Source organism: Pseudoalteromonas sp. CR1, assembly GCF_019392235.1.
In the GTDB taxonomy this organism is placed as follows: domain Bacteria; phylum Pseudomonadota; class Gammaproteobacteria; order Enterobacterales; family Alteromonadaceae; genus Pseudoalteromonas.
This window is the reverse complement of record NZ_JAHXRM010000010.1, coordinates 65,168-86,770: the sequence shown is the minus strand read 5'-3', so window position 1 is coordinate 86,770 and position 21,603 is coordinate 65,168. Positions and strand designations below refer to the sequence as shown.

The following is a 21,603-nucleotide window of genomic DNA, read 5'->3' as shown; positions in this document are numbered from 1 at the left end:
ATGCAATAATGCGAAATATACAAGTTTTGAGTTGCTAGAAGACAAATATCAGTTAAGTAAATATGTATTAAACATTAGTGGTTAGCTATAAGTTTTCAAAAGTTAGTAAAAAACAGATAGTAGTAGTTAGAAATAAGTTTTTAGGTTAAGTATTAGTAACAAGCGTTTATAGGGAAATTAGTGAACCGTTTAATTTTTGTATTGTTGTGTGGCATTTTATTTTTACTCCCTTTACCTTTAGGCAGTTACCGACCTTGGGCCATACTTGCTATGGGCCTTTTAATAAGCGCTACGTTTATAACGCACTTAATATACGGTGCTATAAATAATAACCAATCTTTGTACCCCCCTTTGTTTTCGTGGCCTGTGTTTGCGGCACTAGTTGTTGTTATTGCGGTGTGCGCCGTGCAAATGTTTACGGTAAGCGTTGACCCTTTTCAAACCAAGCAGATGTTATTAAAAACCAGTTTTATGGTTTTGTTTTGCTGGCTTATTTTTATTTACTGTAATAGTGCTGCGCGTATTAAAAAACTAATTTATGCGGTTATATGTGCTGGGGTTTTTCAGGCACTTTATGCTAGTTACTTAAATTTATCGCCCGATGTAGTTAGCCCTATTTTTGGATATAAACATACCGACCGGGCCATTGGTACATTTACGTATTCTAACTTTTTAGCTAACTATTTGGCGCTGTGTTTATGTTTGGGTATAGGTGTATTGGTAAGCGAGTTAAAGCGCAATAACGGTAAAGGTAAAAACACATTAAAACAAACTCTTAGAGCTTGGGCCGAAATACTTTTAAGCTCTAAAATAGTGTTGCGTATTTCGTTAATAATTATAATTGTGGCGCTTATTTTAACCCGCAGCCGCATGGGTAACTCAGCCTTTTTTATTGCGTTAATGGTGGTGAGCTTTTTGGCGCTGTTTGTTTATAACAATAAACCTAAGGCGTTTAAGTTATTAATAGTGAGCTTTTTTATTATTGATTTAATCATTATTGGCGCTATTTTTGATGTTGAAAAAGTTAAGCAGCGTATTAGCGAAACCAGTATTGCGTCTGAAACGCGCGATGAGGTGGTTCGCGATTCTATTCCGCTTATTTTAGATAAGCCTTTATTGGGCTCGGGCGGCGGTACGTTTTATACGGCGTTTCCTGCGTATCAGTCGGAGCCGTATTCGGGGTATTACGATAATGCCCATAACGATTATATTCAATTTGCTGTAGAGCTGGGTATACCTGCTACGACTACTTTGGGTGCGCTTATTTTGTATTGTTTGTGGTTGTGTGTGGCTACTATGCGTAAGCGCAAAACGGCGTTGTTTCAGGGTGTGGCTTTTGGTTGTGCTATTGCGATTATTGATATGTTGTTGCATTCGTCGGTAGATTATTCGCTCCAAGCTGGTGCAAACTCTATGCTGTTTATGGTTATTTTATGTTTGGCAATTTTGAGTAATAAAATAGTTGTTAAACGTGTACGTAGTTTTAAATAGGTAGTTTTTAGTTTTCAAAATATTTTGTTCTGGTAAGTAGCCATATCTTCGCAATTAAATAAACACCCTGCATTGCTAAGTGATTATGTCACCACCGAGAAGTAAAGGAGAAGTCAAAGAGAAGTGACTAACCATTACTAATGCTTTTTCTGTGTAGCGCCAGCGCCTCGGTGTGCTCTGTGGTCATATTTTTTATAAGTAACAAGAAGCTACGCTTCTAACGTGAGCAAGCTCAACGTCTACAAAACCAACTCAAACTTTACACCGTACATTGCTAAGTGATTTAATGCTGGTAAATATTTTTTGGGTTTAACTTTGTTTATCTCTGTGTAGCGCCAGCGACTCTGTGTTCTCGGTGGTCATATTTTTTATAAGTAACAAGAAGCTACGCTTCTAACGTGAGCAAGCTCTACGTCTACAAAATAAAGTCAAACTTTACACCGTAGACGCGCAGCTTGCTGGCGTATAAAAGTAACGCTTTTACATATTCATAATTAAAGCGCCAGCAAGCAAGGCGCCTACAGTAAAATCAACACCGTACATTGCTAAGTGATTATGTCACCACCGAGAAGTAAAGGAGAAGCAACAAAACCAATCTTTTTAACTCTGTGTAGCGCCAGCGACTCTGTGTTCTCGGTGGTCATATTTTTTATAAGTAACAAGAAGCTGCGCTTCTAACGTGAGCAAGCTCAACGTCTACAAAATAAAGTCAAACTTTAAACCGTAGACGCGCAGCTTGCTGGCGTATAAAAGCAACGCTTTTACATATTTATAATTAAAGCGCCAGCAAGCAAGGCGCCTACAGTAAATCTATACCTTACATTGCTAAGTGATTATGTCACCACCGAGCAGTAAAGGAGAAAACAACGAGAAGTGATCACCAAATTACTTATGTTTTCTCTGTGTAGCGCCAGCGACTCTGTGTTCTCGGTGGTCATATTTGTTTATAAATAACAAGAAGCTACGCTTTTAACGTGAGCAAGCACTGCGTCTACATTTAAAATACTGTGCTTTATTTATGTTCTAGGTCGAATTCGGTGGTGTGGCCGTCGCCGTGGATGAGTTGGTATTGTGATAAATCTCCTTGCTGTAAGGTGATTAAGCTTATTGCTGAGTCGCTTACTAAATACTTTTGGCCTTCGCCTACGGTTTGGTGTTTATCTACTTCCATGTGCCAGCGTTTGGTAAAAAAGTTAAGCGGGCTTTTGGGGCCGTATAAAATAGAGTCGAGTTTATCTAATACATTTATTAGCTTACGAGGGAATTCGTTTTTAATCCCGCTTGCGGTGAGTTGCCATATACGGTTTGGGTGATCGCCAAAACGCTTTTGCACCGAAAAACAAAACGAATAATGCACATCGCCCGATAAAATAAGGGTTTCGTTTGGTGTGTCGGTGCGCCTAAATGTGTCGAGTAGTTTTTTAGCCGAGCCTTCGTGTGCCATCCAGTTTTCTACATCAACCATAAGTGGTTGGCCGCATATATTAAAAGCCGCTTGAATGGCTTCTATTGATTTAACTCCAAATACCGGCGCTGGCGACACAATAATAACTTTATCGTGGCTTAGTAGGCTTTCTTCAAGCTCGGTAAGGCGCTCCCAATCAAGCAGGCCTGAGGGCTCGTTAAAATTGCTTTCGTTACGCCAGCGATGTGTGCGTGTGTCGAGCACCACAACTTTGGGTATTGTGGTTAGCTCGTAATGCCAATGGTTAAATTCGTTTAAGGGTTTATCAAACGCTTTAAATTGCCATACGTTATTAGCACTTAAGCTTTGTTTAAATGGCGGTATTAACGCGCCTGTTTTTGCCAGCGCGTCGTTACCCATGCCTTGAAACAGCCAGTAACTTATAAGGCCGTTATTAACGATGCGTTTACTGCTCGGGTTTTGGTTTATGGCTTGCTCCCACCCTGCGGTGAGGTTCCAATCGTCGGTTACGTCGTGATCGTCAAAAATCATTAACGTCGACACATTAGCAAATAACCGCTCTACTTCACTCAGCCCTTTTGAATAACCAAGCAGCGCTGACTTTTCGGCATTAAAAATACGTTGGTGCTCTTGGTTTTGCCCTGTGTATTGTGTGTTTTGTAAGTCAACACACTGCCACGCAGCGGCACTTAAATTAAGCAGGTATAAAGCAACGTATTCTTCAAAATGAATAAGGTGGTTAAAGGCTTTAACGCTTGAAAAATGCGGCTCGTCTTTTTTAAGCCAATAACCCACACCGAGCTTTGAACGTTTTTGCCACGGCGTTTTAGGTAAAAAATGATGTCGATTATAAAGTTGCTCGTTTAACTGCTCTGGTAGCGGCAGCGCCATGGGTTGTTCTTTATAAATACCTAACTTTTCAATAAGCTGATGAATCACCACTAACATGGGCCCTGCTACATCGTCGGCGTAAACTTGGTCGCCGCTTAAAAGCAGTAGTTGGGCACCGGGCTTATTTTGGCTGCGCTGAGTGTTTTGCCATTGGCTTGCGGTGACTAGGCTGTCTTTTGCGGGGTGATGCGCGTTACGGCACGAGCCATGTAGTATGCTGTTTAGCGTATTAGGTATTACAAATGCTGGGGTTGATTGATTGTTATAAGCCCATGCTGATAAATCAATCTCTTTGCCATCAATTAGTAATTGATACGTCAGTAAGGTGTCGAGCACAAAAGGCGCGTTGGTAGGTTTAATTACCACATACTGCAAAAACAAGCGCTCACCCAATGCAATGGTTTGTTGCTCGCTCACACTTTGGGTGTTAAGTATGTTTATTTGGCACTGTGCGGGTTTTGACGTTGCAAGCACTATGCACACGCCTGTTTGCTCAGCACGGCGCACCATTGGCCCCATAAGTAAAATAGGAAGTTGCGCCGCGTGAGTGCTCATAAGGTTAGCCTTTAGCTGCTAATTTAAATAGCGAGTAAAAGTTATTGGTGGTGGCTTTTGCCAGCTCGTTAAAACTAATGCCTTTAAGTTCGCTAATGTAATAGGCTACGTCTTGCACGTAAGCGGGTTGGTTAGTTTGCCCACGGTGTGGGACTGGTGCTAAATACGGCGAATCGGTTTCTATTAGTAGTCGGTCGAGTGGAATTTGTTTTACCACGTCTTTAAGCTCTACCGCATTTTTAAACGTTACAATGCCTGAAATAGAAATATAAAAGCCCATATCGATGGCTTTTTTAGCCATGTCCCAGTCTTCTGTAAAACAGTGCAGTACACCGCCGCAGTTTTCGGCTTTGTGCTCGCGCATTAGGTTTATAGTGTCGGCGCGGGCATCTCGTGTATGAATAATTAACGGCTTTTGTAGCTCGTTAGCCACGTCAATGTGGCCTACAAAACTGGCTTGCTGCACGGCATGGGTGTCTTTTGCGTAGTAGTAATCAAGCCCCGTTTCGCCTATGGCGACTACTTTGTTGTGTGATGCTAAATCAATTAATTGCTGTTTGTTAAGCGCGTCTTTTTGATCGAGCGGATGTACGCCACACGAGGCCGATACATCGTCGTAGTGCTTAATTTTATCAAGCATACTTGGAAACTGGTCAAGCGTTACGCTTACACACAAAAAATGTTCAACCTGTTTGGCACGTGCTTGGTCTAGCACTTGGTCTAGGTTTAAATCGAGTTTATCAAAATCAAGACGGTCTAAATGGCAATGCGAATCTACAATCAAAATTGGGCCTGTTTTTTACTACATGGTGTAAGTTGGATTACCGGAGTTTAACATAGTCCCCAGTAGTTTTTCGATCTTAGAATTTAGGTTTGTTTTGTCGTCTAAAAAGCTAATACCTATACCTGGTGGATTTGAGCTTTGCGCACCTTGTGGGGTGATCCACGCCACTTTGCCGGTTACTATGTCGTCTTCTAGTGCGTCGGGAAGGGTTACACGTAACGCCAGAGAGTGCCCTACTTCGTAACGCATGTTAGTGCGTACAAATAAGCCGCCTTTTTTTAAGTAAGGCATGTAACAGCGATATAATTCGTCTAGGTCGTCTATATCTACTAATAGCTCTTGCATGGATAATCCTTTTATTTATTACGTAAAATGTACGCTAATCGCGATACGGCGAGCGGTAAATTAAGGCCGAGAATTTTTGTGTTATTTTGCAAAAATTCGCTGAGTGCTTGTTGCGCTTCTTGATACGCTTCAAAGCTCATGCCTTGTAATAATTGCTGTTTTAATTGCTCGCTTAAAAATAAGGTAAATATACGAACCAGCTCCGGTTGTTTATTTATTATATCTACTAACGCTTTGAAATTATGGCTTTGTTTAAACTCAGTTGCAAACTTATAGAGGGTATCTATATTTTGTAGCTGGTTTTGCTCTTGCCATTGTTTTACTTGCAATGGCTGGCTGTAAAAAAGCGGTAGCCACGTGTAATTTTGTATTTGTAACGACTCAAGCCATTGCTGCGCTAATTGCGTACTGGTTACTTTTACGTCGGTTTTAGCACATCGGCTCAAAATAGTGGCTGGCAATTGTGCAGGTTGGCTTGTGGTTAATATTAAAAACCGGCTATTGCTTGGCTCTTCAAGCGTTTTTAATAAGGCGTTAGCCGCTGCCATGGTCATTTTTTCGCAGTTTTCGATTACCACTACTTTGTTGCCATTTTGCGCCGCAGAGTGGTTCATAAAGTCGCTTATGGCGCGTATGTCGTCTACGCCAATACTTTGGCCTTCTACCTGGGTTATGCGCTTGTCGGGGTGTGTGCCAGCAAGGTTTAGTGAGCAACTTTTACATTGCCCACATGGCGCTAAAATACTGTTTAGCGCGGCTGTTTGCTGTGTAATATTTTGGCACAACAAGGCATTAGCTAGCTCGTCACTTAAGGCAAACTTACCTACCCCCACAGGCCCACAAAACAGCTGGGCATGATGAAAACGCTGACCACGAAAGCTTTGTGCTAAGTGTTGCTGTGTTTCATATAGCCATGGCAAAGACATGTTATTTTAGCTCTTCAAAAAAAGTGCGTAATACGTTTGTGATATCGCGATGTACTTTATCAATTTCTTGATTGGCATCTACGGTTTTAATTGAGTTGTCGTCGCTTGCAAGCTCTAAGTAGCGCATGCGTGTGCGCTGAAAAAACTCAATGGCTTCTTGCTCTATTCGATCAAGCTCGCCACGCCCTTTAGCGCGCTCTAGGCCTATTACTGGGTCTATGTCGAGGTAAATGGTTAAATCGGGTTTTAGGCCTTTTAATACCATAGACGATAACGACGCCAGTGTATTTGAGCTAATACCGCGCCCGCCGCCTTGATATGCCTGAGACGATAAATCGTGACGATCGGCTAAAATCCATTTTCCCTGCTCAAGCGCTGGGTTTATTACGTTATGCATTAACTGCGAGCGTGCGGCGTACATAATTAGCAGTTCGGTTTCGAACGCTATTTCTTCTTTGTGCTCGGCTTTTACCAAGGTGCGTAACGACTCGGCCAATGGCGTGCCGCCTGGTTCGCGTACGTTAATGTACTCAATTTGCTTTTTGTTTAAAAAGTCTTGGCAAAGCGAAATAGCGGTTGATTTACCTGCGCCTTCAAGGCCTTCTACTACTATAAATTTTGGTTTCATAAACAAGTTAATTCTTTTTATTTAAAATATAGGTTTTAACTGCCGCGTTATGTTGTTTTAACGTGGTTGAAAATTGGTGGCTGCCATCGCCTTTTGCTACAAAGTAAACATAGTCACTTTGTGGCGGGTTTACCGCTGCTAAAATAGCGTCTTTAGATGGCATGGCTATGGGGGTTGGCGGTAATCCATCAATACGGTAGGTATTGTATGGCGTGTGATTTCGTAAATCTTTGTATTTAATATCGCCGTCAAAGCTTTCTCCTAGGCCGTATATTACGGTTGGATCGGTTTGTAGACGCATTTTTGTGTTCAATCTATTTACAAAAGCAGACGCTATTAACGGCCGCTCACTGGCTAAGGCAGTTTCTTTTTCAATAATTGAAGCCATTATGAGTGCCTCGTAAGCGGTGTTGTACGGTAAATCGTCAGCGCGTTGCTGCCATGCTTCGTTTAGTGTTTGTTGCATAGTGTGTGCTGCACGTTTTAATACACTGCTTGCGGTATCGTTATGTTGGTAGTGATAGGTATCTGGAAACAACCACCCTTCTAAAAATGTGTTGTTGCCCAAAATTTGTTGGCTTAACTCATCTAATTTTAAATCGTTTTTTAAGTTAGGCGCATTTTTAATATTTGCTAATACATCGCGCAGGGCTTGGCCTTCAATAATGGTAAAGCTAAAGCTGATTTGTTGGCCTTGGTTTATTTTTTTTATGTTGTTAATAACACTGGTATTTGAAAGCGCGTAAAGCCCTGCTTTTAAATCGGTTAGCGTGGGATCAAGCTTTGCAATAACTTGGTAACGCCAGCAGCTTTCAACCCAGTTATTTGCTTGCCACTGTTGGCATAGTTTATTAAAGCCCGTGCCTTTTTTAACCTCAAATTGCGTGTTTTCGCTTACTTTTAGTGGGCTTTGCAAAGTTGCCTGCAATTGCTGATAGCCAATAGCGGTGCTAATAATCGCTAAAAGTACAACTGATAAAATAACTTTTAACACTCAGCCTCCTTGGCTATTAATTGGGTTAATAATGTATTGCTATGCGCTACATTAAAACTTTTCTGCTGTATACGTTTAACAGGTACGGCATGCATTAAACTATTACATATAAATACCGCATCGGCCTCGGTTAAATCGTTTACGGTAATGTGTTTAAACTCAACCGTTAATTTATCACATAACGCTTGCAGATAAACGCCCTTTATACCGCATTCATTCAGCTTTGGCGTAAATAATTTACCGTTTTTAATGGCAACTATATTGGCTGCTGACGCTTCAATAACATGGTTGTTGTAGTCGAGCACTAGTACATCGTCGCAATTTTGCGTTTGCATGGCGTTTTTAATGAGTACTTGTTCTAGCCTGTTTAGGGTTTTTAGCCCTGCGAGCAATGGCTGACCCGCTAATTTTATTGGGCTTATTTCAAGGCTAATGCCGTGCTCTGCAAGCGAGTGATAATGTGCAGGGTATTCAAGTACGCTTACTATAATGGTTAAATTACACTCACTTGGTAGGCCATACCCTCGCCCGCCTTCACCGCGTGTTACGAGTATTTTTAATACACCTGTTTGTTTTTGGTTTACTTGGTTATGTAGGTGTTGTTCTAGTGAAATAAAGTCGAGCTCAGGAAAGGCTAAGCGCTTTGCGCATTCAGCTAAGCGTGCTTTATGGTGGTGCCAATATTCAACTTGGCCATTAGCTATTTTTGCCGTTGTAAAAAAGCCATCACCATAGTTTAAGCCTCTGTCGCTTGTGCTAACGGCGTTTGATTTACTGGCGTTGATGATTGTTTGCGTATTATTTATTATTTTTTGCATATAAAAAAAGCCCAGTTAAACAACTGAGCTCTTATAAAGTGGTTCGTTGTTAAAAAAGATTATACCTTTTTAAATAGCAACGAGCCATTAGTACCACCAAAGCCAAATGAGTTACACAGTGAGTAATCTAGTTTTGCATCGCGTGCTGTATGTGCAATGTAATCTAGGTCACAGCCTTCATCTGGGTTATCAAGGTTAATAGTAGGCGACACTTTTTGATCTTTTAACGACAATATCGACACAATTGATTCAACCGAGCCGGCTGCACCTAGTAAATGACCCATCATCGATTTAGACGAGCCCACCATTACGTCTTTTGCTGCATTACCAAAAATAGACTTAACGGCGGCTGTTTCGGCTTTGTCGCCTGCGTTGGTAGATGTACCGTGAGCATTTATGTAACCTACTTGCTCTGCATTTACTTGCGCATCTTTTAATGCGTTTTCCATTGCAAGGGCTGCACCGGCACCGTCTTCTGGTGGGGATGTCATGTGGAATGCATCGCCACTCATACCAAAACCAACTAGCTCGGCATAAATGTTTGCGCCACGTGCTTTTGCGTGTTCGTATTCTTCAACCACAACAACACCTGCACCGTCAGAAAGTACAAAACCGTCACGGTCTTTATCCCACGGGCGTGATGCGGCTTGTGGGTCGTCGTTACGAGTTGATAATGCTCTGGCTGCGTTAAAGCCACCCATGCCTATAGGTGTACAGGCTTTTTCTGCTCCACCGGCTACCATTGCGTCGGCATCGCCGTAGGCAATCATACGGGCGGCATGACCAATGTTATGTAACCCTGTTGTACAGGCGGTTACAATTGAAATGTTAGGGCCACGCAGTCCGTACATTATTGATAAATGACCCGAGATCATATTAATAATGGTAGAAGGCACATAAAATGGAGATAACTTACGTGGGCCACTGTTAAGTAACTTAACGTGGTTTTCTTCAATTAGCGTTAGGCCGCCAATACCAGAACCAACAGCAACACCAATTCGCGTTGCGTTTTCTTCTGTGATTTCTAGGCCCGAATCTTTAAAGGCTTGAACACCTGCTGCTAAACCGTATTGGATAAATAAATCCATTTTTTTTGCATCTTTGGGTGGCATATAAGCCGATGCGTCAAAGTCGTTGATTAAACCAGCGAACTTTGTTCCAAATTTTGATGTGTCAAAGTGTGTTATTGTTTGTATTCCACTTTTAGCATCTAATAAGCCTTGCCAGGTTGATTGAACATCATTGCCTAGCGGCGTCAACATTCCTAAGCCAGTTACGACGACACGACGTTTAGCCACGGTTTGCCTCCAATAAGGGATATTTGTAATTTTATTAAAATTTATACCATTTTAGTTTTTAAATGGTTTTTTTAATCCAATTAGATTCACAAGGGGATTAATACCCAAGCAACCTCAAAGTGCGAGTCTCAAACTTGTTTGACAACACATAACATAAACAAAATTAATGTTAGTTAAATTTGGGGAGTTAAGGTTTGCTATTTGAATCATGAACTTTGAGGTGGTTTGAATACATAGATTAAAGGCAGCGAATGCTGCCTTTAATATACAATGATTACTCAGCGTGAGCTGTTACGTAATCGATTGCGCTTTGAACTGTAGTGATCTTTTCAGCTTCTTCATCTGGGATCTCAGTGTCAAACTCTTCTTCTAGAGCCATTACTAGTTCTACAGTATCAAGAGAATCTGCACCTAGGTCATCTACGAAAGAAGATTCGTTTTTAACTTCTTCTTCTTTAACACCTAGTTGTTCAATGATAATTTTTTTTACGCGTTCTTGGATATCGCTCATTCTTCTTTCCTTTATTAAAACGCCAATGCGTTATTTTCAGATTGCGGGGTAGTTTACGCCGCATAATTCTCTGATTCAATGATTTGACCGTAAATAATTGTCTGGTCAAACCTCTGAGTGTGTGTTTTCCCTGTTATCGCTTATTTTAATAGCAATTTCAAGTATGTTTAAAGCAAGTTCACAAATAATTCAATGTTTTTTAGTGAATTAAGCCAACTTAATTTTAATCTTTTAAAGGCTATATGGTTATTAAACCATATACATCGCGCCATTTACATGCAAAGTTTCGCCTGATACATACGCAGCCGCGTCAGATGCTAAATAACACACTGCCGCTGCAATTTCGTCAGGTTGACCTAAACGACCCGCCGGTACATTTGCTAATGTGGCTGCTTTTTGGTCATCGGTTAGCTCGTTGGTCATATCTGTTTGAATAAAACCCGGTGCAATTACGTTTACTGTAATACCACGCGAGGCCACTTCACGTGCAAGCGACTTAGAAAAACCAATTACACCCGCTTTAGCCGCAGCGTAGTTGGCTTGACCTGCGTTACCCATAGTGCCCACAACCGAGCCAATATTAATAATACGGCCGTTCTTTTTCTTCATCATTGGGCGTAAAACAGCCTTTGATAAACGGAAAATAGAGCTTAGGTTGGTGTCGATAATATCGTCCCATTCAGCCTCTTTCATACGCATAAGTAAGTTGTCGCGCGTGATACCTGCGTTATTTACAAGTACGTCAATATCGCCTAAGTCGGCCTTTATTGCCGCTAAAGTTGCCTCAATTGAAGCAGGATCGGTGACGTTTAATGCATAACCTTTACCGTTATCACCTAAATACTCACTAATGTTAGCCGCACCCGACTCACTTGTTGCTGTACCGGCTACTTTTGCGCCTTGTGCAACCAACATAGTTGCAATTGCTTTACCAATACCACGGCTTGCGCCTGTAATTAGGACAACTTTGCCCTCTAAAGAAAATAAGTTAGACATTGTTATATACTCTTATTTAGCTGTATCAATTGAAGCGGCGTCGTTTACTGAGCCACATACCATTGCTTTATCAATTCGTTTTGCCAGGCCTGTTAATACTTTACCTGGGCCAAACTCGTAGCTTTGCGTTATACCTTGGGCGACTAGCGCTTGCACTGTTTCTGTCCAGCGTACTGGGCTGTATAATTGGCGAACGAGTGCATCTTTAATCGCGTCTGCTGCACTTTCTGCTTTTACATCTACATTATTAATTACATCACACTTAGGTGTATTAAATGTTAAAGCGGCTAAATCTGCTGCCAATTTATCTGCCGCAGGCTTCATTAGTTCACAATGCGAAGGCACGCTTACCGATAGCGGTAATGCGCGTTTTGCGCCGGCTTCTTTACAGGCTACTGATGCTCTATCTACAGCCGCTTTATGCCCCGCTATAACAACTTGACCGGGTGAATTGTAATTAACTGGCGATACAACCTCGCCTTGCGCTGATGCTGCACACGCTGCTTTAATTTCGTCGTCGCCTAAACCAATAATAGCGGCCATTGAGCCCACACCTGCTGGTACGGCTTCTTGCATGTACAAGCCACGGTTTTCAACCAATTTAACGGCTTCGCTTAAGCTAATTACGTTACTGCAAACCAGTGCTGAATATTCACCTAAGCTGTGCCCTGCCATTACGACATCGGCGTCTGGGTTTTTAGCTAACCAGTCGCGATAAATCGCAACGCTTGCGGTTAATAATGCAGGTTGAGTTCGGTGGGTTTCGTTTAGTTTTTCTTCTGGACCGTTAAGAACTAACGCTGCTAAGTCGTATCCCAATGCGGTTGATGCTTCTGCAAACGTTGATTTTACAATGTCGGAGGTTTCTAGGAGCGCTTGTAACATACCTACGCTTTGCGAACCTTGACCTGGGAATAGAAGTGCAATTTTTTGTGCCATACTTTGCTCTTTTTAATTAAACAAATAAATAATGAAATACACGGCACATCAATTTACTGATTGGCCACCGTGTCTTTAGAATGTGTTTTTTCGAAAATAGCGGCTATTTTAGTGGGAAGTTGGCGTTCAACTTCTTTTACCGCTTCATCGATTGCTGCTTGAAATGCTTTAGCTGAGGCATTTCCATGGCTTTTAACGACAATACCGCGCAATCCTACCAGAGAAGCACCGTTATACTGGTCGGGGTTCACCCTTTTATAGAGTTTTTTTATGATTGGGCTTAGCATAAACGCCATACATTTATACAAAAGGTGTTTTTCGAGGGCTTTTGAGAACTTATTCATGATAAGTTTGGCTATGCCTTCACAGGTTTTAAGGGCAACGTTGCCAACAAACCCTTCACATACAATGACGTCGGCCTTGCCTGTAAAAATATCGCTGCCTTCACTGTAGCCAATATAATTTATATGCGGACTTTGCTGCATTAATTGTGCGGCGTGTTTTATGTCGTCGTGGCCTTTTATGTCTTCGGCACCAATGTTTAATAAACTTACCCGTGGGTTATCACAGCCAAGCGCTTGGCCTGCAACCACTGAGCCCATTAAACCAAATTGGTAGAGTATTTCGCTATCGCAATGTACGTTGGCGCCTAGGTCGAGCAAATAAACTGGATTTTTACGCTCTGTAGGTACAGATGAAATAAGTGCGGGGCGTTTTACACCGGGCAACATTTTTAATACGTAGTGGGCCATAAAAAATAATGCGCCAGTATTACCTGAACTTACACATGCTTGAGCCTCGCCTGATTTAACTAAATCAAGGGCAACACGCATTGAAGAATCTTTTTTTGAACGCACGGCAACAGCAGGTTCGCAGGCATTAGTGACTATTTCACTACAATGACGAATTATGAGTCTTGGGTGAGATAAAGAATCGAGGGATTCGAGTTCTTTAGATATAACTTGCTCGTTACCACACAGAATAAGTGTAAGGTTGGCGTGAGCGTTTACTGCACTAACAGCAGCAGGAATAGATGAACGGGGGCCGTAATCGCCCCCCATCATATCTAACGCTATGGTTAGATTATTCAGCATCAAAGCAATCTCTTAGTTAGAAATTACTTGAACGCCTTTGTAGTAACCGTCAGCAGTTACATGGTGACGACGATGAGTCTCACCTGAAGTTTGGTCAACTGTTAAAGTTGGACCGTTGATCGCATCGTGTGAACGGCGCATGCCGCGTCTTGCACGAGACTTTTTGCTTTTTTGTACAGCCATTAGTCTTCTCCTAAGAATCTTTCTTAAGTTGTTTCAAAATATCAAATGGATTTGGTTTATCATCTTCCGCTTTTAATACACCAAAGCTGGCAGGCTTTGACGAGTAATTGCATGAAGCTTCGTTGTGTGTAGGCACTAATGGCACCGCTAAAATTAGTTCGTCTTCGATTAACTCAAACACGTTAATTTCACCGTTTTCATCAAGCGCTACTTCATCGTAGTCTTCTGGAAGATCATCCGACTCAGCATCCAAACCAACAGGCGAATACATAAAGTCTTGATCCAAATCCAACCCTAAATCATCATTACAACGTTGACAAGTTACAGTTACGTGTGTGGACAAATTGCCGCTAATCACAACTAAACCTTGCTCATCGTTTTTGCACTGAATTTTTACCGCTATTTCACCTACTTCTTCCTGTACAACACCTCGTAAACGAGTCAGTTTTTCAAGCGGTACAATACCATCGTATGATAAACGGTGTTGCGCTGCTTTCCCAGGATGAAGAGTGAAGGGAATTTTTACCTTTTGCATAGGGGCTGCATCATATAGATAGTTAGTTTGTTAGTCAAAGTAAAAAACCATTTTTACTAGGTTTTTCACGTGTTTTACTCACGGATCTGATTTATCCTAACTCAATCTGATTTATCTTAGGAAAACCACTCATGAAGCACCCGCTTATTTTAGCCTCAAGCTCGCCTTTTAGGCAGTCTTTATTACAAAAATTTAATTTACTGTTTGAAACCTTTTCGCCAGACGTTGATGAGTCAGCTCTTGAAAACGAGACACCGCATGACCTAGTTAAGCGTTTAAGTGAACTTAAAGCCGCTGAAGCTATTAAACATTTTAACAATGGCTTAGTCATTGGTTCTGATCAAGTGGCTGTGTTTAATGATCAAATATTAGGTAAACCGCATAATAAAGAAAACGCCGTAAAACAATTAAGCTTATTTAGTGGACAAACCGTTACTTTTTTAACGGGATTATGTGTTTTTGATATTCAAAGTGGGCAAAGCAAAACTGTTGTTGAGCCATTTAATGTGACCTTTAAAACACTCACAACAGCACAAATTAGCGCATACTGCGATGCAGAACAGCCTTATAACTGTGCGGGTAGCTTTAAAAGTGAAGGACTCGGCATTTGTTTATTTGAAAAACTAAGCGGTGACGATCCTAATAGTTTAATTGGTTTACCACTCATTAAACTCAGCCAATTATTAGCTGAGTTTAATGTTGATGTATTGAGCCTACAAACTAAATAAAATGCACTTTAGGTATTAGCCCATTAAAACCTGTTGCAACTGTTGGTAGCTATCGACTGTTGCAATTGGGTTAAACTCACTTAATTGCTGCGCATTGTGTACCCCCATGGTTACACCAATGCTATCTATGTTTGCAGCTTGTGCCATTTTCAAATCGATTTGTGTATCGCCTATCATGAGAGCCTCATTGCCACTTACGCCAAGCTCAGCTAATAATTGATAAAGCATATCGGGTGAGGGTTTAGATTGCGCGTCGTCGCTGGTGCGGGTTGCACTAAAAAAATGCCTCAGCTGGCTTTGATCTAATAAGCGTTCTAAACCGTCTCTTCCTTTACCAGTTGCAATAGCAAGTACTGCCCCGTTTTGTTTAAGGGCATTGAGTACGTTTGCTACATCATCAAATACAGGTGTGGCTGTTGAGTCAACTTTATAATGTGCCTTGTATGCATTGATTAGTGCGGTTTGCTTTGTTGGGTGATTGGGAAATAACACCGCCATTGCCTTTTCAAGCGACAGCCCAATAATATTTTTTATTGCGATGTCACTTGGCGGAGCAATGCTTAAGGACTCCGCACTGTACTTAATACAATTAACTATTTTGCCAATTGAGTCCATAATGGTGCCATCCCAATCAAAAATAATTAATTTGTATTGTTTACTGGACATACATTAAGACTCTTTAGCTGCACGTAATTTTAATAAACAGTTGCTAAGTGCTTTATCAAGGGGGGCCTCAACACGCATGGTGGTTTCGTTTTTAGGGTGATAAAAACTTAAATCGTGCGCGTGTAAAAATAAGCGATTTAAACCTACTTTGCGCATTCCTGCGTCAAACGCTTGGTCACCATATTTATCGTCGCACGCAATTGGATGCCCTTTACATTGTGTGTGTACGCGAATTTGATGCGTTCGCCCTGTTACTGGCGACGCTTGTACAAGTGAACATTCGTTAAAACGCTCTAGTACTTTAAAGCGAGTATGCGACGGTTTGCCTTCAACGTTGTCAACACGTACAACGCGCTCGCCCGATTTAAGTGTATTTTTGCGCAGGCCTTCGGTTACATTTTTAGTTTTACCATCCCACTGCCCGTCAACTAATGCCCAGTAGTTTTTTTCCATGGTTTTTTCACGAAGTTGTTCGTGCAACGATGTTAAAACAGAGCGACGTTTTGAAATAAGTAAACACCCCGATGTATCGCGGTCAAGCCTGTGCACTAGCTCAAGGTTACGCTCTTCAGGGCGAAGTACGCGTAGCGCTTCTATTAAGCCATAACTTAAACCACTGCCGCCATGAACTGCCATACCCGACGGTTTATTTATAACAATGAGGTATTTGTCTTCAAATAAAATATCGTCTTCAAGGCGCGTTACTTTATCTAGCTTTGAAGGTACAAACTCTTCGCGCTCTGCCACTTTTATAGGTGGGATACGAATAACGTCGTCTAACTGTAATTTATACACTGGCTTAATGCGTTTTTTATTTACACGCACCTCGCCTTTTCTAAGAATTTTGTAGATTGCGCTTTTAGGCACCCCTTTTAAATGGGTAATAAGAAAGTTATCAATTCGCTGACCTAAATGGTCTTCGTTGATCGTGACAAAAGATACTTGTAAGCCGGTTTTTTCTGACATCGCCTAATCACTGATTTAAGTAAAATAATTTAGTTGCTAACACAGTTATAATAGTGGGATAATCAGCAGCGCAAATATTTTAGTATTTGCAAATAACAACGGTGCTTTTTAACACATTAAAACATTCGTGATGCACATTCTGGGTAGCCGATCATACAGATCCGAGTTAAGTTTTCCAAAGCTTTTATACATACCTAGTAAACACGTGCGGTCAATTAACAGCAATGCGCGTAATATATTGCAGGTTAAGTTTGAACATGAAGTGGTTTTTGATGCAATTGAAAAAGCAATGAACAGATAATTTGTCTGATAGTGACGGCGTAAAAAACGCCGTTCAGCAACTGCTCAATTATTGTAGTACCGTAAAGCAGCTTATTTAGAACTAAAAAAATCTAATAAATAAGTATTCATTAACATCGGCAGCGAATTTTGCTCTTAAACCGGGATTTAGCAATACATCATTGTACTGCTTACCAACTTAATGAGCCCTACGCACCTAATATGAATGACATTTAGTAAGATTGATATGACAGGCCGACTTCTGGGTAAAACTTGTAGACGTAGCTGAAAAGCCGACAGTTTTAACACCATTAAGAATTTAATAGCGTTTTAGTACGCTATTGTTTGCCAGCATTTAAAAAATACTGCTAACGAAAATACAGAGCCGTTCCGTTAAAGACCCAGTCGTGAGGCTGCATATTCTAAAAATAGGAACAACTGAACAGGCGAGAAAACATCGTCATGTCAGCGACATAATTTAATAGAGTAACAATATGAAACGTATGCTAATCAATGCAACGCAGCAAGAAGAAATGCGCGTAGCACTGGTTGATGGCCAGCGCCTATATGATTTAGATATAGAAAGCCCAGGTCACGAACAGAAAAAAGCCAATATTTACAAAGGCAAAATCACACGTATTGAACCATCTTTAGAAGCAGCATTTGTTGATTACGGTGCTGATCGTCATGGTTTCCTTCCTTTAAAAGAAATTGCCCGCACTTACTTCCCTGCTGGTTACACCTTTAATGGTCGTCCGAATATTCGTGACGTGATCAAAGAAGGTCAAGAAGTAATAATTCAAGTTGATAAAGAAGAACGTGGCCAAAAAGGCGCGGCGTTAACTACTTTCATCAGCGTTGCTGGTAGTTACTTAGTACTAATGCCTAATAACCCTCGTGCTGGCGGTATTTCTCGCCGTATAGAAGGTGATGAGCGCACCGAACTTAAAGAAGCGCTTGGCCGTTTAGAATTACCTAAAGGTATGGGCTTAATTGTGCGTACTGCAGGTGTTGGTAAATCGTTTGAAGAATTAAATTACGATTTAAAAGCGTTATTAGTCCACTGGGAAGCAATTAGACAAGCTGCCGACAGTGCTAAAGCACCGTTTTTAATTCACCAAGAAAGCAACGTAATTTTCCGTGCGATTCGTGATTATTTACGTCGTGATATTGGCGAAATTTTAATTGATAAGCCACGTGTTTTTGAAGAAGCTAAAGCGCACATAGAGCGTTTTCGTCCTGACTTTATGAGCCGTGTTAAGCTTTACCAAGGCGATACACCGTTATTCACGCACTACCAAATTGAAAGCCAAATTGAGTCTGCGTTCCAACGTGAGGTTCGTCTTCCTTCTGGTGGTTCAATTGTTATTGACCCTACGGAAGCACTTACGTCTATCGATATCAACTCGTCTAAAGCAACAAAAGGCGGCGATATTGAAGAAACAGCACTGAATACCAACCTAGAAGCGGCTGATGAAATTGCACGCCAATTACGTTTACGCGACTTAGGTGGTTTGATTGTTATAGATTTTATCGATATGACACCGCCACGCCATCAGCGTGAAGTAGAAAACCGCTTAAAAGACGCTGCTCGCCCAGATCGTGCTCGTGTACAAATTGGTAAAATTTCTCGCTTTGGTTTACTTGAAATGTCACGCCAGCGTCTACGCCCTTCATTAGGTGAAGCAAGCCAAGGTGTGTGTCCTCGTTGTAGTGGTCAAGGTACAGTTCGCTCTAATGAGTCGATTGCACTGTCTATCCTTCGTTTAATTGAAGAAGAAGCAATAAAAGACAACACAGCACAAGTAAATGCACAAGTACCTGTTGCCGTGGCTGCTTACTTGTTAAACGAGCAACGCCGAAGTGTTCACCGTATTGAAAAGCATCACAAATGTGATGTAGTGATTATTCCTAATCAACATATGGAAACACCACACTACGAAGTAATGCGCTTGCGTAAAGACGAAACACTTGAAACCGTAAGTTACGAGCAAGTTGTTGCGCCTGAGCAAGAAGTGTTCGAAATGTCGAAGTCGCCTGCAGCACCTGTTCGTGAAGAGCCTATGCTTAAGGGTGTTGTTATGCCTTCAAGCCCTGCTCCACAAGCTGCGCCGGCTCCAGCAGCTAAGCCTGCAGCCGTAGCCGCCAAAGAAGAAGCGGGTTTATTTACTGCACTTGCTAACTGGTTTAAATCTATTTTTGCTAGCGAAACACCTGAGCAGAAAAAAGAAGCCGTTGAAAAGCAACAAGAAGAAGCACGCAATAATACGCGCCGTGGAAACGATAACCGCCGTCGTAATAACAATCAGCGTCGTCGTAATAATCCACGTTCTAAACAGCGCACAGATCGCAATACTGATGAAGTAGAAACAAAAACTAGTTCACCAGCAACGAATGAGAACCAAGATAAAAACGAAAACCGCAATAAGCGTCGTCGTAATTCTAACTCTCGTAAGCGCCCTGAGCACAAAGCAGATAAAGATCAAGCTAAAGCGGCAGATGCACCTGCAAAAGCAAATACTGATACCAATGTAGCTGAAGCACCTAAAGAGCAAAAGCCTAAGGTTCGTCGTCAACGTCGTAACGTGCGTAAGAAAGTACGTATTCAAGACGAAAATGCTGAGCAACTACAAGCAACTGAACAAACACCTGTTGAAACAGCTGCTGTAGAAGAAAAGCCGCAAGTTCAGCCAAAACCTGAAGTTCAAGAAAAGCCAGTAGCCGCTGAAAAGCCTTCATCGGTAAAAGAAGAAAAAGTTGAGACTGTTGAGTCGAAAGTTGAAACTGTAGACACTGAAGAAGAACAAACACGTACACGTTCACGTCGTTCTCCTCGTCATCTTCGTGCATCGGGTCAGCGTCGTCGTCGCCCTGAAGGCGAAAATGCTGAAAGTAAATCTGATGAAGCCCCTGCTTTTGTGCCAGTTGCTGACCAAGCTGCCGCAGAGTACGAAGCAGAACTTAAAGCAAAATCGGAAGAAACGGCTGTTGACGCTTCTGAACAGGTTGAACAAGCCGTTGCTGTTGAAGATTTAGCTAAAGTTGAAGTGGCTCAAGAGCCAGTACAAGCTGCAGAACCAGTGCAAGCTGAAGAATCAGTTAAAGCTGAAGAGCCAGTTAAAGCTGAAGAACCAGTACAAGCTGAAGAGCCAGTTAAAGCTGAAGAACCAGTGCAAACTGAAGAGCCAGTTAAAGCTGAAGAACCAGTGCAAGCTGAAGAACCGGTTAAAGCTGAAGAGCCAGTTAAAGCTGAAGAGCCAGTTAAAGTTGAAGAGCCAGTGAAAGTTGAAGAGCCAGTGAAAACTGAAGAACCAGTGAAAACTGAAGAACCAGTGAAAACTGAAGAACCAGTGGAAGCTGAAGAGCCGTCTTTAGAAGCTGAGGCTGTGCCTGTTACCGTTGCTGAAACACCTGTTGAAGCTAAAGAAGCACCAGTGGTTGAAAAAGCCACTGAAGCAACTTTAAATTCTAAAACAGTAATCACTAAAGGGCACGCAAGTGCACCAATGGCACAACCTGCTCCAGCAGCAGACAGTGAAGTAAAACATGTACCAGCGGCTATGGCTCACGATAAACGTGAACTTATCCCTGATAGTGGTTTACGCGCAGGCTCAATTAAACCTGCTGGTCGTGCAAGTTCTGCAATGACAAAAACATTAAGCGCTGATTAGTAAATAGCACTTAATTTAAAAGCCCCGCTATTTTAAATAGCGGGGCTTTTTTGTTTTTAGTGAAGCTTTCCCTAAGTCTACAGAATACAATAACGAGAAGCTGCGCTTCTAACGTGAGCAAGCTCAACGTCTACAACACTAATGCGAATTACCTGCAGGCGTGAAGCTTGCTCACGCAAAATTGTTTAAAAAAGTGATTATGTCACCACCGAGAAGTAAAGGAGAAGCAACAAAACCAATCTTTTTAACTCTGTGTAGCGCGAAGCGCCTCGGTGTGCTCTGTGGTCATATTTATAAATAACAAGAAGCTGCGCTTCTAACGTAAGCAAGCTCTACGTCTACAAAATAAAGTCAAACTTTACACCGTACATTACTAAGTGATTATGTCACCACCGAGAAGTGAAGGAGAAGCCAATGAGAAGTGATTTAAGGGCTATTGTCTTCTCTGTGAAGCGCGCAGCGCCCCGGTGTTCTCGGTGGTCATATTTTTTATAAGTAACAAGAAGCTGCGCTTCTAACGTGAGCAAGCTCTACGTCTACAAAACCAACTCAAACTTTACACCGTACATTGCTAAGTGATTTTGTCACCAAGGAGTAGTGATTTAAGGGCTATTGTCTTCTCTGTGAAGCGCGCAGCGCCTCGGTGTTCTCGGTGGTAATATTATATTTATAAGAAACTGCGCTTAAGAAAAATGAAAAAAGGCTTAATTTTACTTGTCTGCTCATTTGCCCCTCATTTACTACTCTTTTTACAATTAGGATCTTTAATCTATTTATAGGTACGAAATTAACAACTAGCTTTAAATTAACTATTGGCGTAACAGGTAAAAAAAAGCGCGATATGAATATCGCGCTTTTAATCGGTTTGTTAACTCAGTA

19 protein-coding genes are annotated in these 21,603 nt (G+C 41.6%); 3 read left to right on the top strand and 16 right to left on the bottom strand.

From position 1 onward, the window contains the following. The first annotated feature begins 180 nt into the window (after positions 1-180). On the top strand, positions 181-1,491 hold the full coding sequence (locus tag KZZ04_RS10600; RefSeq protein WP_219422700.1) for an O-antigen ligase family protein: 1,311 nt from the start codon (positions 181-183) through the stop codon (positions 1,489-1,491). Between the two features lie 1,012 nt (positions 1,492-2,503). Here KZZ04_RS10600 and KZZ04_RS10595 read toward each other — a convergent pair. From KZZ04_RS10595 to yceD, 14 genes are all read right to left on the bottom strand, one after another. Beyond that, the gene (locus KZZ04_RS10595) at positions 2,504-4,363 is read right to left on the bottom strand and encodes an alkaline phosphatase D family protein (RefSeq protein WP_219422699.1); all 1,860 of its coding nucleotides are present in this window, start codon (positions 4,361-4,363) and stop codon (positions 2,504-2,506) included. Between the two features lie 4 nt (positions 4,364-4,367). Continuing rightward, on the bottom strand, positions 4,368-5,147 hold the full coding sequence (locus KZZ04_RS10590; protein ID WP_219422698.1) for a TatD family hydrolase: 780 nt from the start codon (positions 5,145-5,147) through the stop codon (positions 4,368-4,370). Positions 5,148-5,165: 18 nt separating this feature from the next. Continuing rightward, positions 5,166-5,492: a PilZ domain-containing protein gene (locus tag KZZ04_RS10585; protein ID WP_058551090.1), complete on the bottom strand. Its 327-nt coding sequence runs from the start codon at positions 5,490-5,492 to the stop codon at positions 5,166-5,168. Positions 5,493-5,503: 11 nt separating this feature from the next. Beyond that, positions 5,504-6,418, bottom strand: a complete 915-nt coding sequence (locus KZZ04_RS10580) for a DNA polymerase III subunit (RefSeq protein ID WP_219422697.1) — start codon at positions 6,416-6,418, stop codon at positions 5,504-5,506. Position 6,419: 1 nt separating this feature from the next. Continuing rightward, entirely contained in the window at positions 6,420-7,046 is a 627-nt protein-coding gene (gene tmk, locus KZZ04_RS10575) for a dTMP kinase (protein ID WP_006792300.1), read from the bottom strand. Positions 7,047-7,053: 7 nt separating this feature from the next. Beyond that, positions 7,054-8,040 carry an endolytic transglycosylase MltG gene (gene mltG, locus KZZ04_RS10570; RefSeq protein WP_219422696.1) on the bottom strand — a complete coding sequence of 329 codons (987 nt, stop codon included), beginning with the start codon at positions 8,038-8,040 and terminating at the stop codon, positions 7,054-7,056. Beyond that, a complete protein-coding gene (gene pabC, locus KZZ04_RS10565) occupies positions 8,034-8,858 on the bottom strand; it encodes an aminodeoxychorismate lyase (RefSeq protein ID WP_219422695.1) in 825 nt (274 codons plus the stop codon). Before pabC ends, mltG begins: the two co-directional genes overlap by 7 nt. A 59-nt stretch (positions 8,859-8,917) precedes the next feature. Then, on the bottom strand, positions 8,918-10,156 hold the full coding sequence (fabF, locus tag KZZ04_RS10560) for a beta-ketoacyl-ACP synthase II (RefSeq protein ID WP_006792303.1): 1,239 nt from the start codon (positions 10,154-10,156) through the stop codon (positions 8,918-8,920). Between the two features lie 274 nt (positions 10,157-10,430). Beyond that, complete coding sequence (acpP, locus tag KZZ04_RS10555; protein WP_006792304.1) at positions 10,431-10,667, bottom strand: acyl carrier protein; 237 nt, start codon at positions 10,665-10,667, stop codon at positions 10,431-10,433. A gap of 249 nt (positions 10,668-10,916) precedes the next feature. Then, positions 10,917-11,663, bottom strand: coding sequence for a 3-oxoacyl-ACP reductase FabG (fabG, locus tag KZZ04_RS10550; protein ID WP_058406051.1), 747 nt, complete (start codon positions 11,661-11,663; stop codon positions 10,917-10,919). Between the two features lie 12 nt (positions 11,664-11,675). Next, positions 11,676-12,602 (bottom strand): ACP S-malonyltransferase, encoded by a 927-nt coding sequence (fabD, locus tag KZZ04_RS10545; RefSeq protein WP_219422694.1) that lies wholly within the window; start codon positions 12,600-12,602, stop codon positions 11,676-11,678. Between the two features lie 53 nt (positions 12,603-12,655). Further along, on the bottom strand, positions 12,656-13,696 hold the full coding sequence (gene plsX, locus KZZ04_RS10540; protein ID WP_006792307.1) for a phosphate acyltransferase PlsX: 1,041 nt from the start codon (positions 13,694-13,696) through the stop codon (positions 12,656-12,658). 12 nt (positions 13,697-13,708) lie between these two features. Then, entirely contained in the window at positions 13,709-13,879 is a 171-nt protein-coding gene (gene rpmF / locus KZZ04_RS10535) for a 50S ribosomal protein L32 (protein WP_004587686.1), read from the bottom strand. Positions 13,880-13,889: 10 nt separating this feature from the next. Next, positions 13,890-14,414, bottom strand: coding sequence for a 23S rRNA accumulation protein YceD (yceD, locus tag KZZ04_RS10530; protein WP_006792308.1), 525 nt, complete (start codon positions 14,412-14,414; stop codon positions 13,890-13,892). A gap of 131 nt (positions 14,415-14,545) precedes the next feature. On the opposite strand from yceD, the gene KZZ04_RS10525 reads away from it, so the two are divergent. After that, positions 14,546-15,142, top strand: coding sequence for a nucleoside triphosphate pyrophosphatase (locus KZZ04_RS10525; protein WP_138530536.1), 597 nt, complete (start codon positions 14,546-14,548; stop codon positions 15,140-15,142). A gap of 15 nt (positions 15,143-15,157) precedes the next feature. On the opposite strand, the gene KZZ04_RS10520 is transcribed toward KZZ04_RS10525, so the two are convergent. Continuing rightward, positions 15,158-15,808, bottom strand: coding sequence for an HAD-IA family hydrolase (locus tag KZZ04_RS10520; RefSeq protein WP_138530538.1), 651 nt, complete (start codon positions 15,806-15,808; stop codon positions 15,158-15,160). 3 nt (positions 15,809-15,811) lie between these two features. Next, positions 15,812-16,774, bottom strand: coding sequence for a 23S rRNA pseudouridine(955/2504/2580) synthase RluC (rluC, locus tag KZZ04_RS10515; RefSeq protein WP_058406047.1), 963 nt, complete (start codon positions 16,772-16,774; stop codon positions 15,812-15,814). Between the two features lie 773 nt (positions 16,775-17,547). Between rluC and rne the strand changes: the two genes are divergently transcribed. Next, positions 17,548-20,724 (top strand): ribonuclease E, encoded by a 3,177-nt coding sequence (gene rne, locus KZZ04_RS10510; protein WP_219422693.1) that lies wholly within the window; start codon positions 17,548-17,550, stop codon positions 20,722-20,724. The last annotated feature ends 879 nt before the right edge of the window (positions 20,725-21,603 follow it).

Bases quoted from the DNA above. Each gene is read 5' to 3' on its own strand.
- KZZ04_RS10595 (WP_219422699.1), bottom strand. From the start codon at position 4,363: ATGAGCACTCACGCGGCGCAACTTCCTATTTTACTTATGGGGCCAATG.
- KZZ04_RS10585 (WP_058551090.1), bottom strand. From the start codon at position 5,492: ATGCAAGAGCTATTAGTAGATATAGACGACCTAGACGAATTATATCGC.
- KZZ04_RS10580 (WP_219422697.1), bottom strand. From the start codon at position 6,418: ATGTCTTTGCCATGGCTATATGAAACACAGCAACACTTAGCACAAAGC.
- tmk (WP_006792300.1), bottom strand. From the start codon at position 7,046: ATGAAACCAAAATTTATAGTAGTAGAAGGCCTTGAAGGCGCAGGTAAA.
- pabC (WP_219422695.1), bottom strand. From the start codon at position 8,858: ATGCAAAAAATAATAAATAATACGCAAACAATCATCAACGCCAGTAAA.
- acpP (WP_006792304.1), bottom strand. From the start codon at position 10,667: ATGAGCGATATCCAAGAACGCGTAAAAAAAATTATCATTGAACAACTA.
- fabG (WP_058406051.1), bottom strand. From the start codon at position 11,663: ATGTCTAACTTATTTTCTTTAGAGGGCAAAGTTGTCCTAATTACAGGC.
- fabD (WP_219422694.1), bottom strand. From the start codon at position 12,602: ATGGCACAAAAAATTGCACTTCTATTCCCAGGTCAAGGTTCGCAAAGC.
- plsX (WP_006792307.1), bottom strand. From the start codon at position 13,696: ATGCTGAATAATCTAACCATAGCGTTAGATATGATGGGGGGCGATTAC.
- rpmF (WP_004587686.1), bottom strand. From the start codon at position 13,879: ATGGCTGTACAAAAAAGCAAAAAGTCTCGTGCAAGACGCGGCATGCGC.
- yceD (WP_006792308.1), bottom strand. From the start codon at position 14,414: ATGCAAAAGGTAAAAATTCCCTTCACTCTTCATCCTGGGAAAGCAGCG.
- KZZ04_RS10525 (WP_138530536.1), top strand. From the start codon at position 14,546: ATGAAGCACCCGCTTATTTTAGCCTCAAGCTCGCCTTTTAGGCAGTCT.
- KZZ04_RS10520 (WP_138530538.1), bottom strand. From the start codon at position 15,808: ATGTCCAGTAAACAATACAAATTAATTATTTTTGATTGGGATGGCACC.
- rluC (WP_058406047.1), bottom strand. From the start codon at position 16,774: ATGTCAGAAAAAACCGGCTTACAAGTATCTTTTGTCACGATCAACGAA.
- rne (WP_219422693.1), top strand. From the start codon at position 17,548: ATGAAACGTATGCTAATCAATGCAACGCAGCAAGAAGAAATGCGCGTA.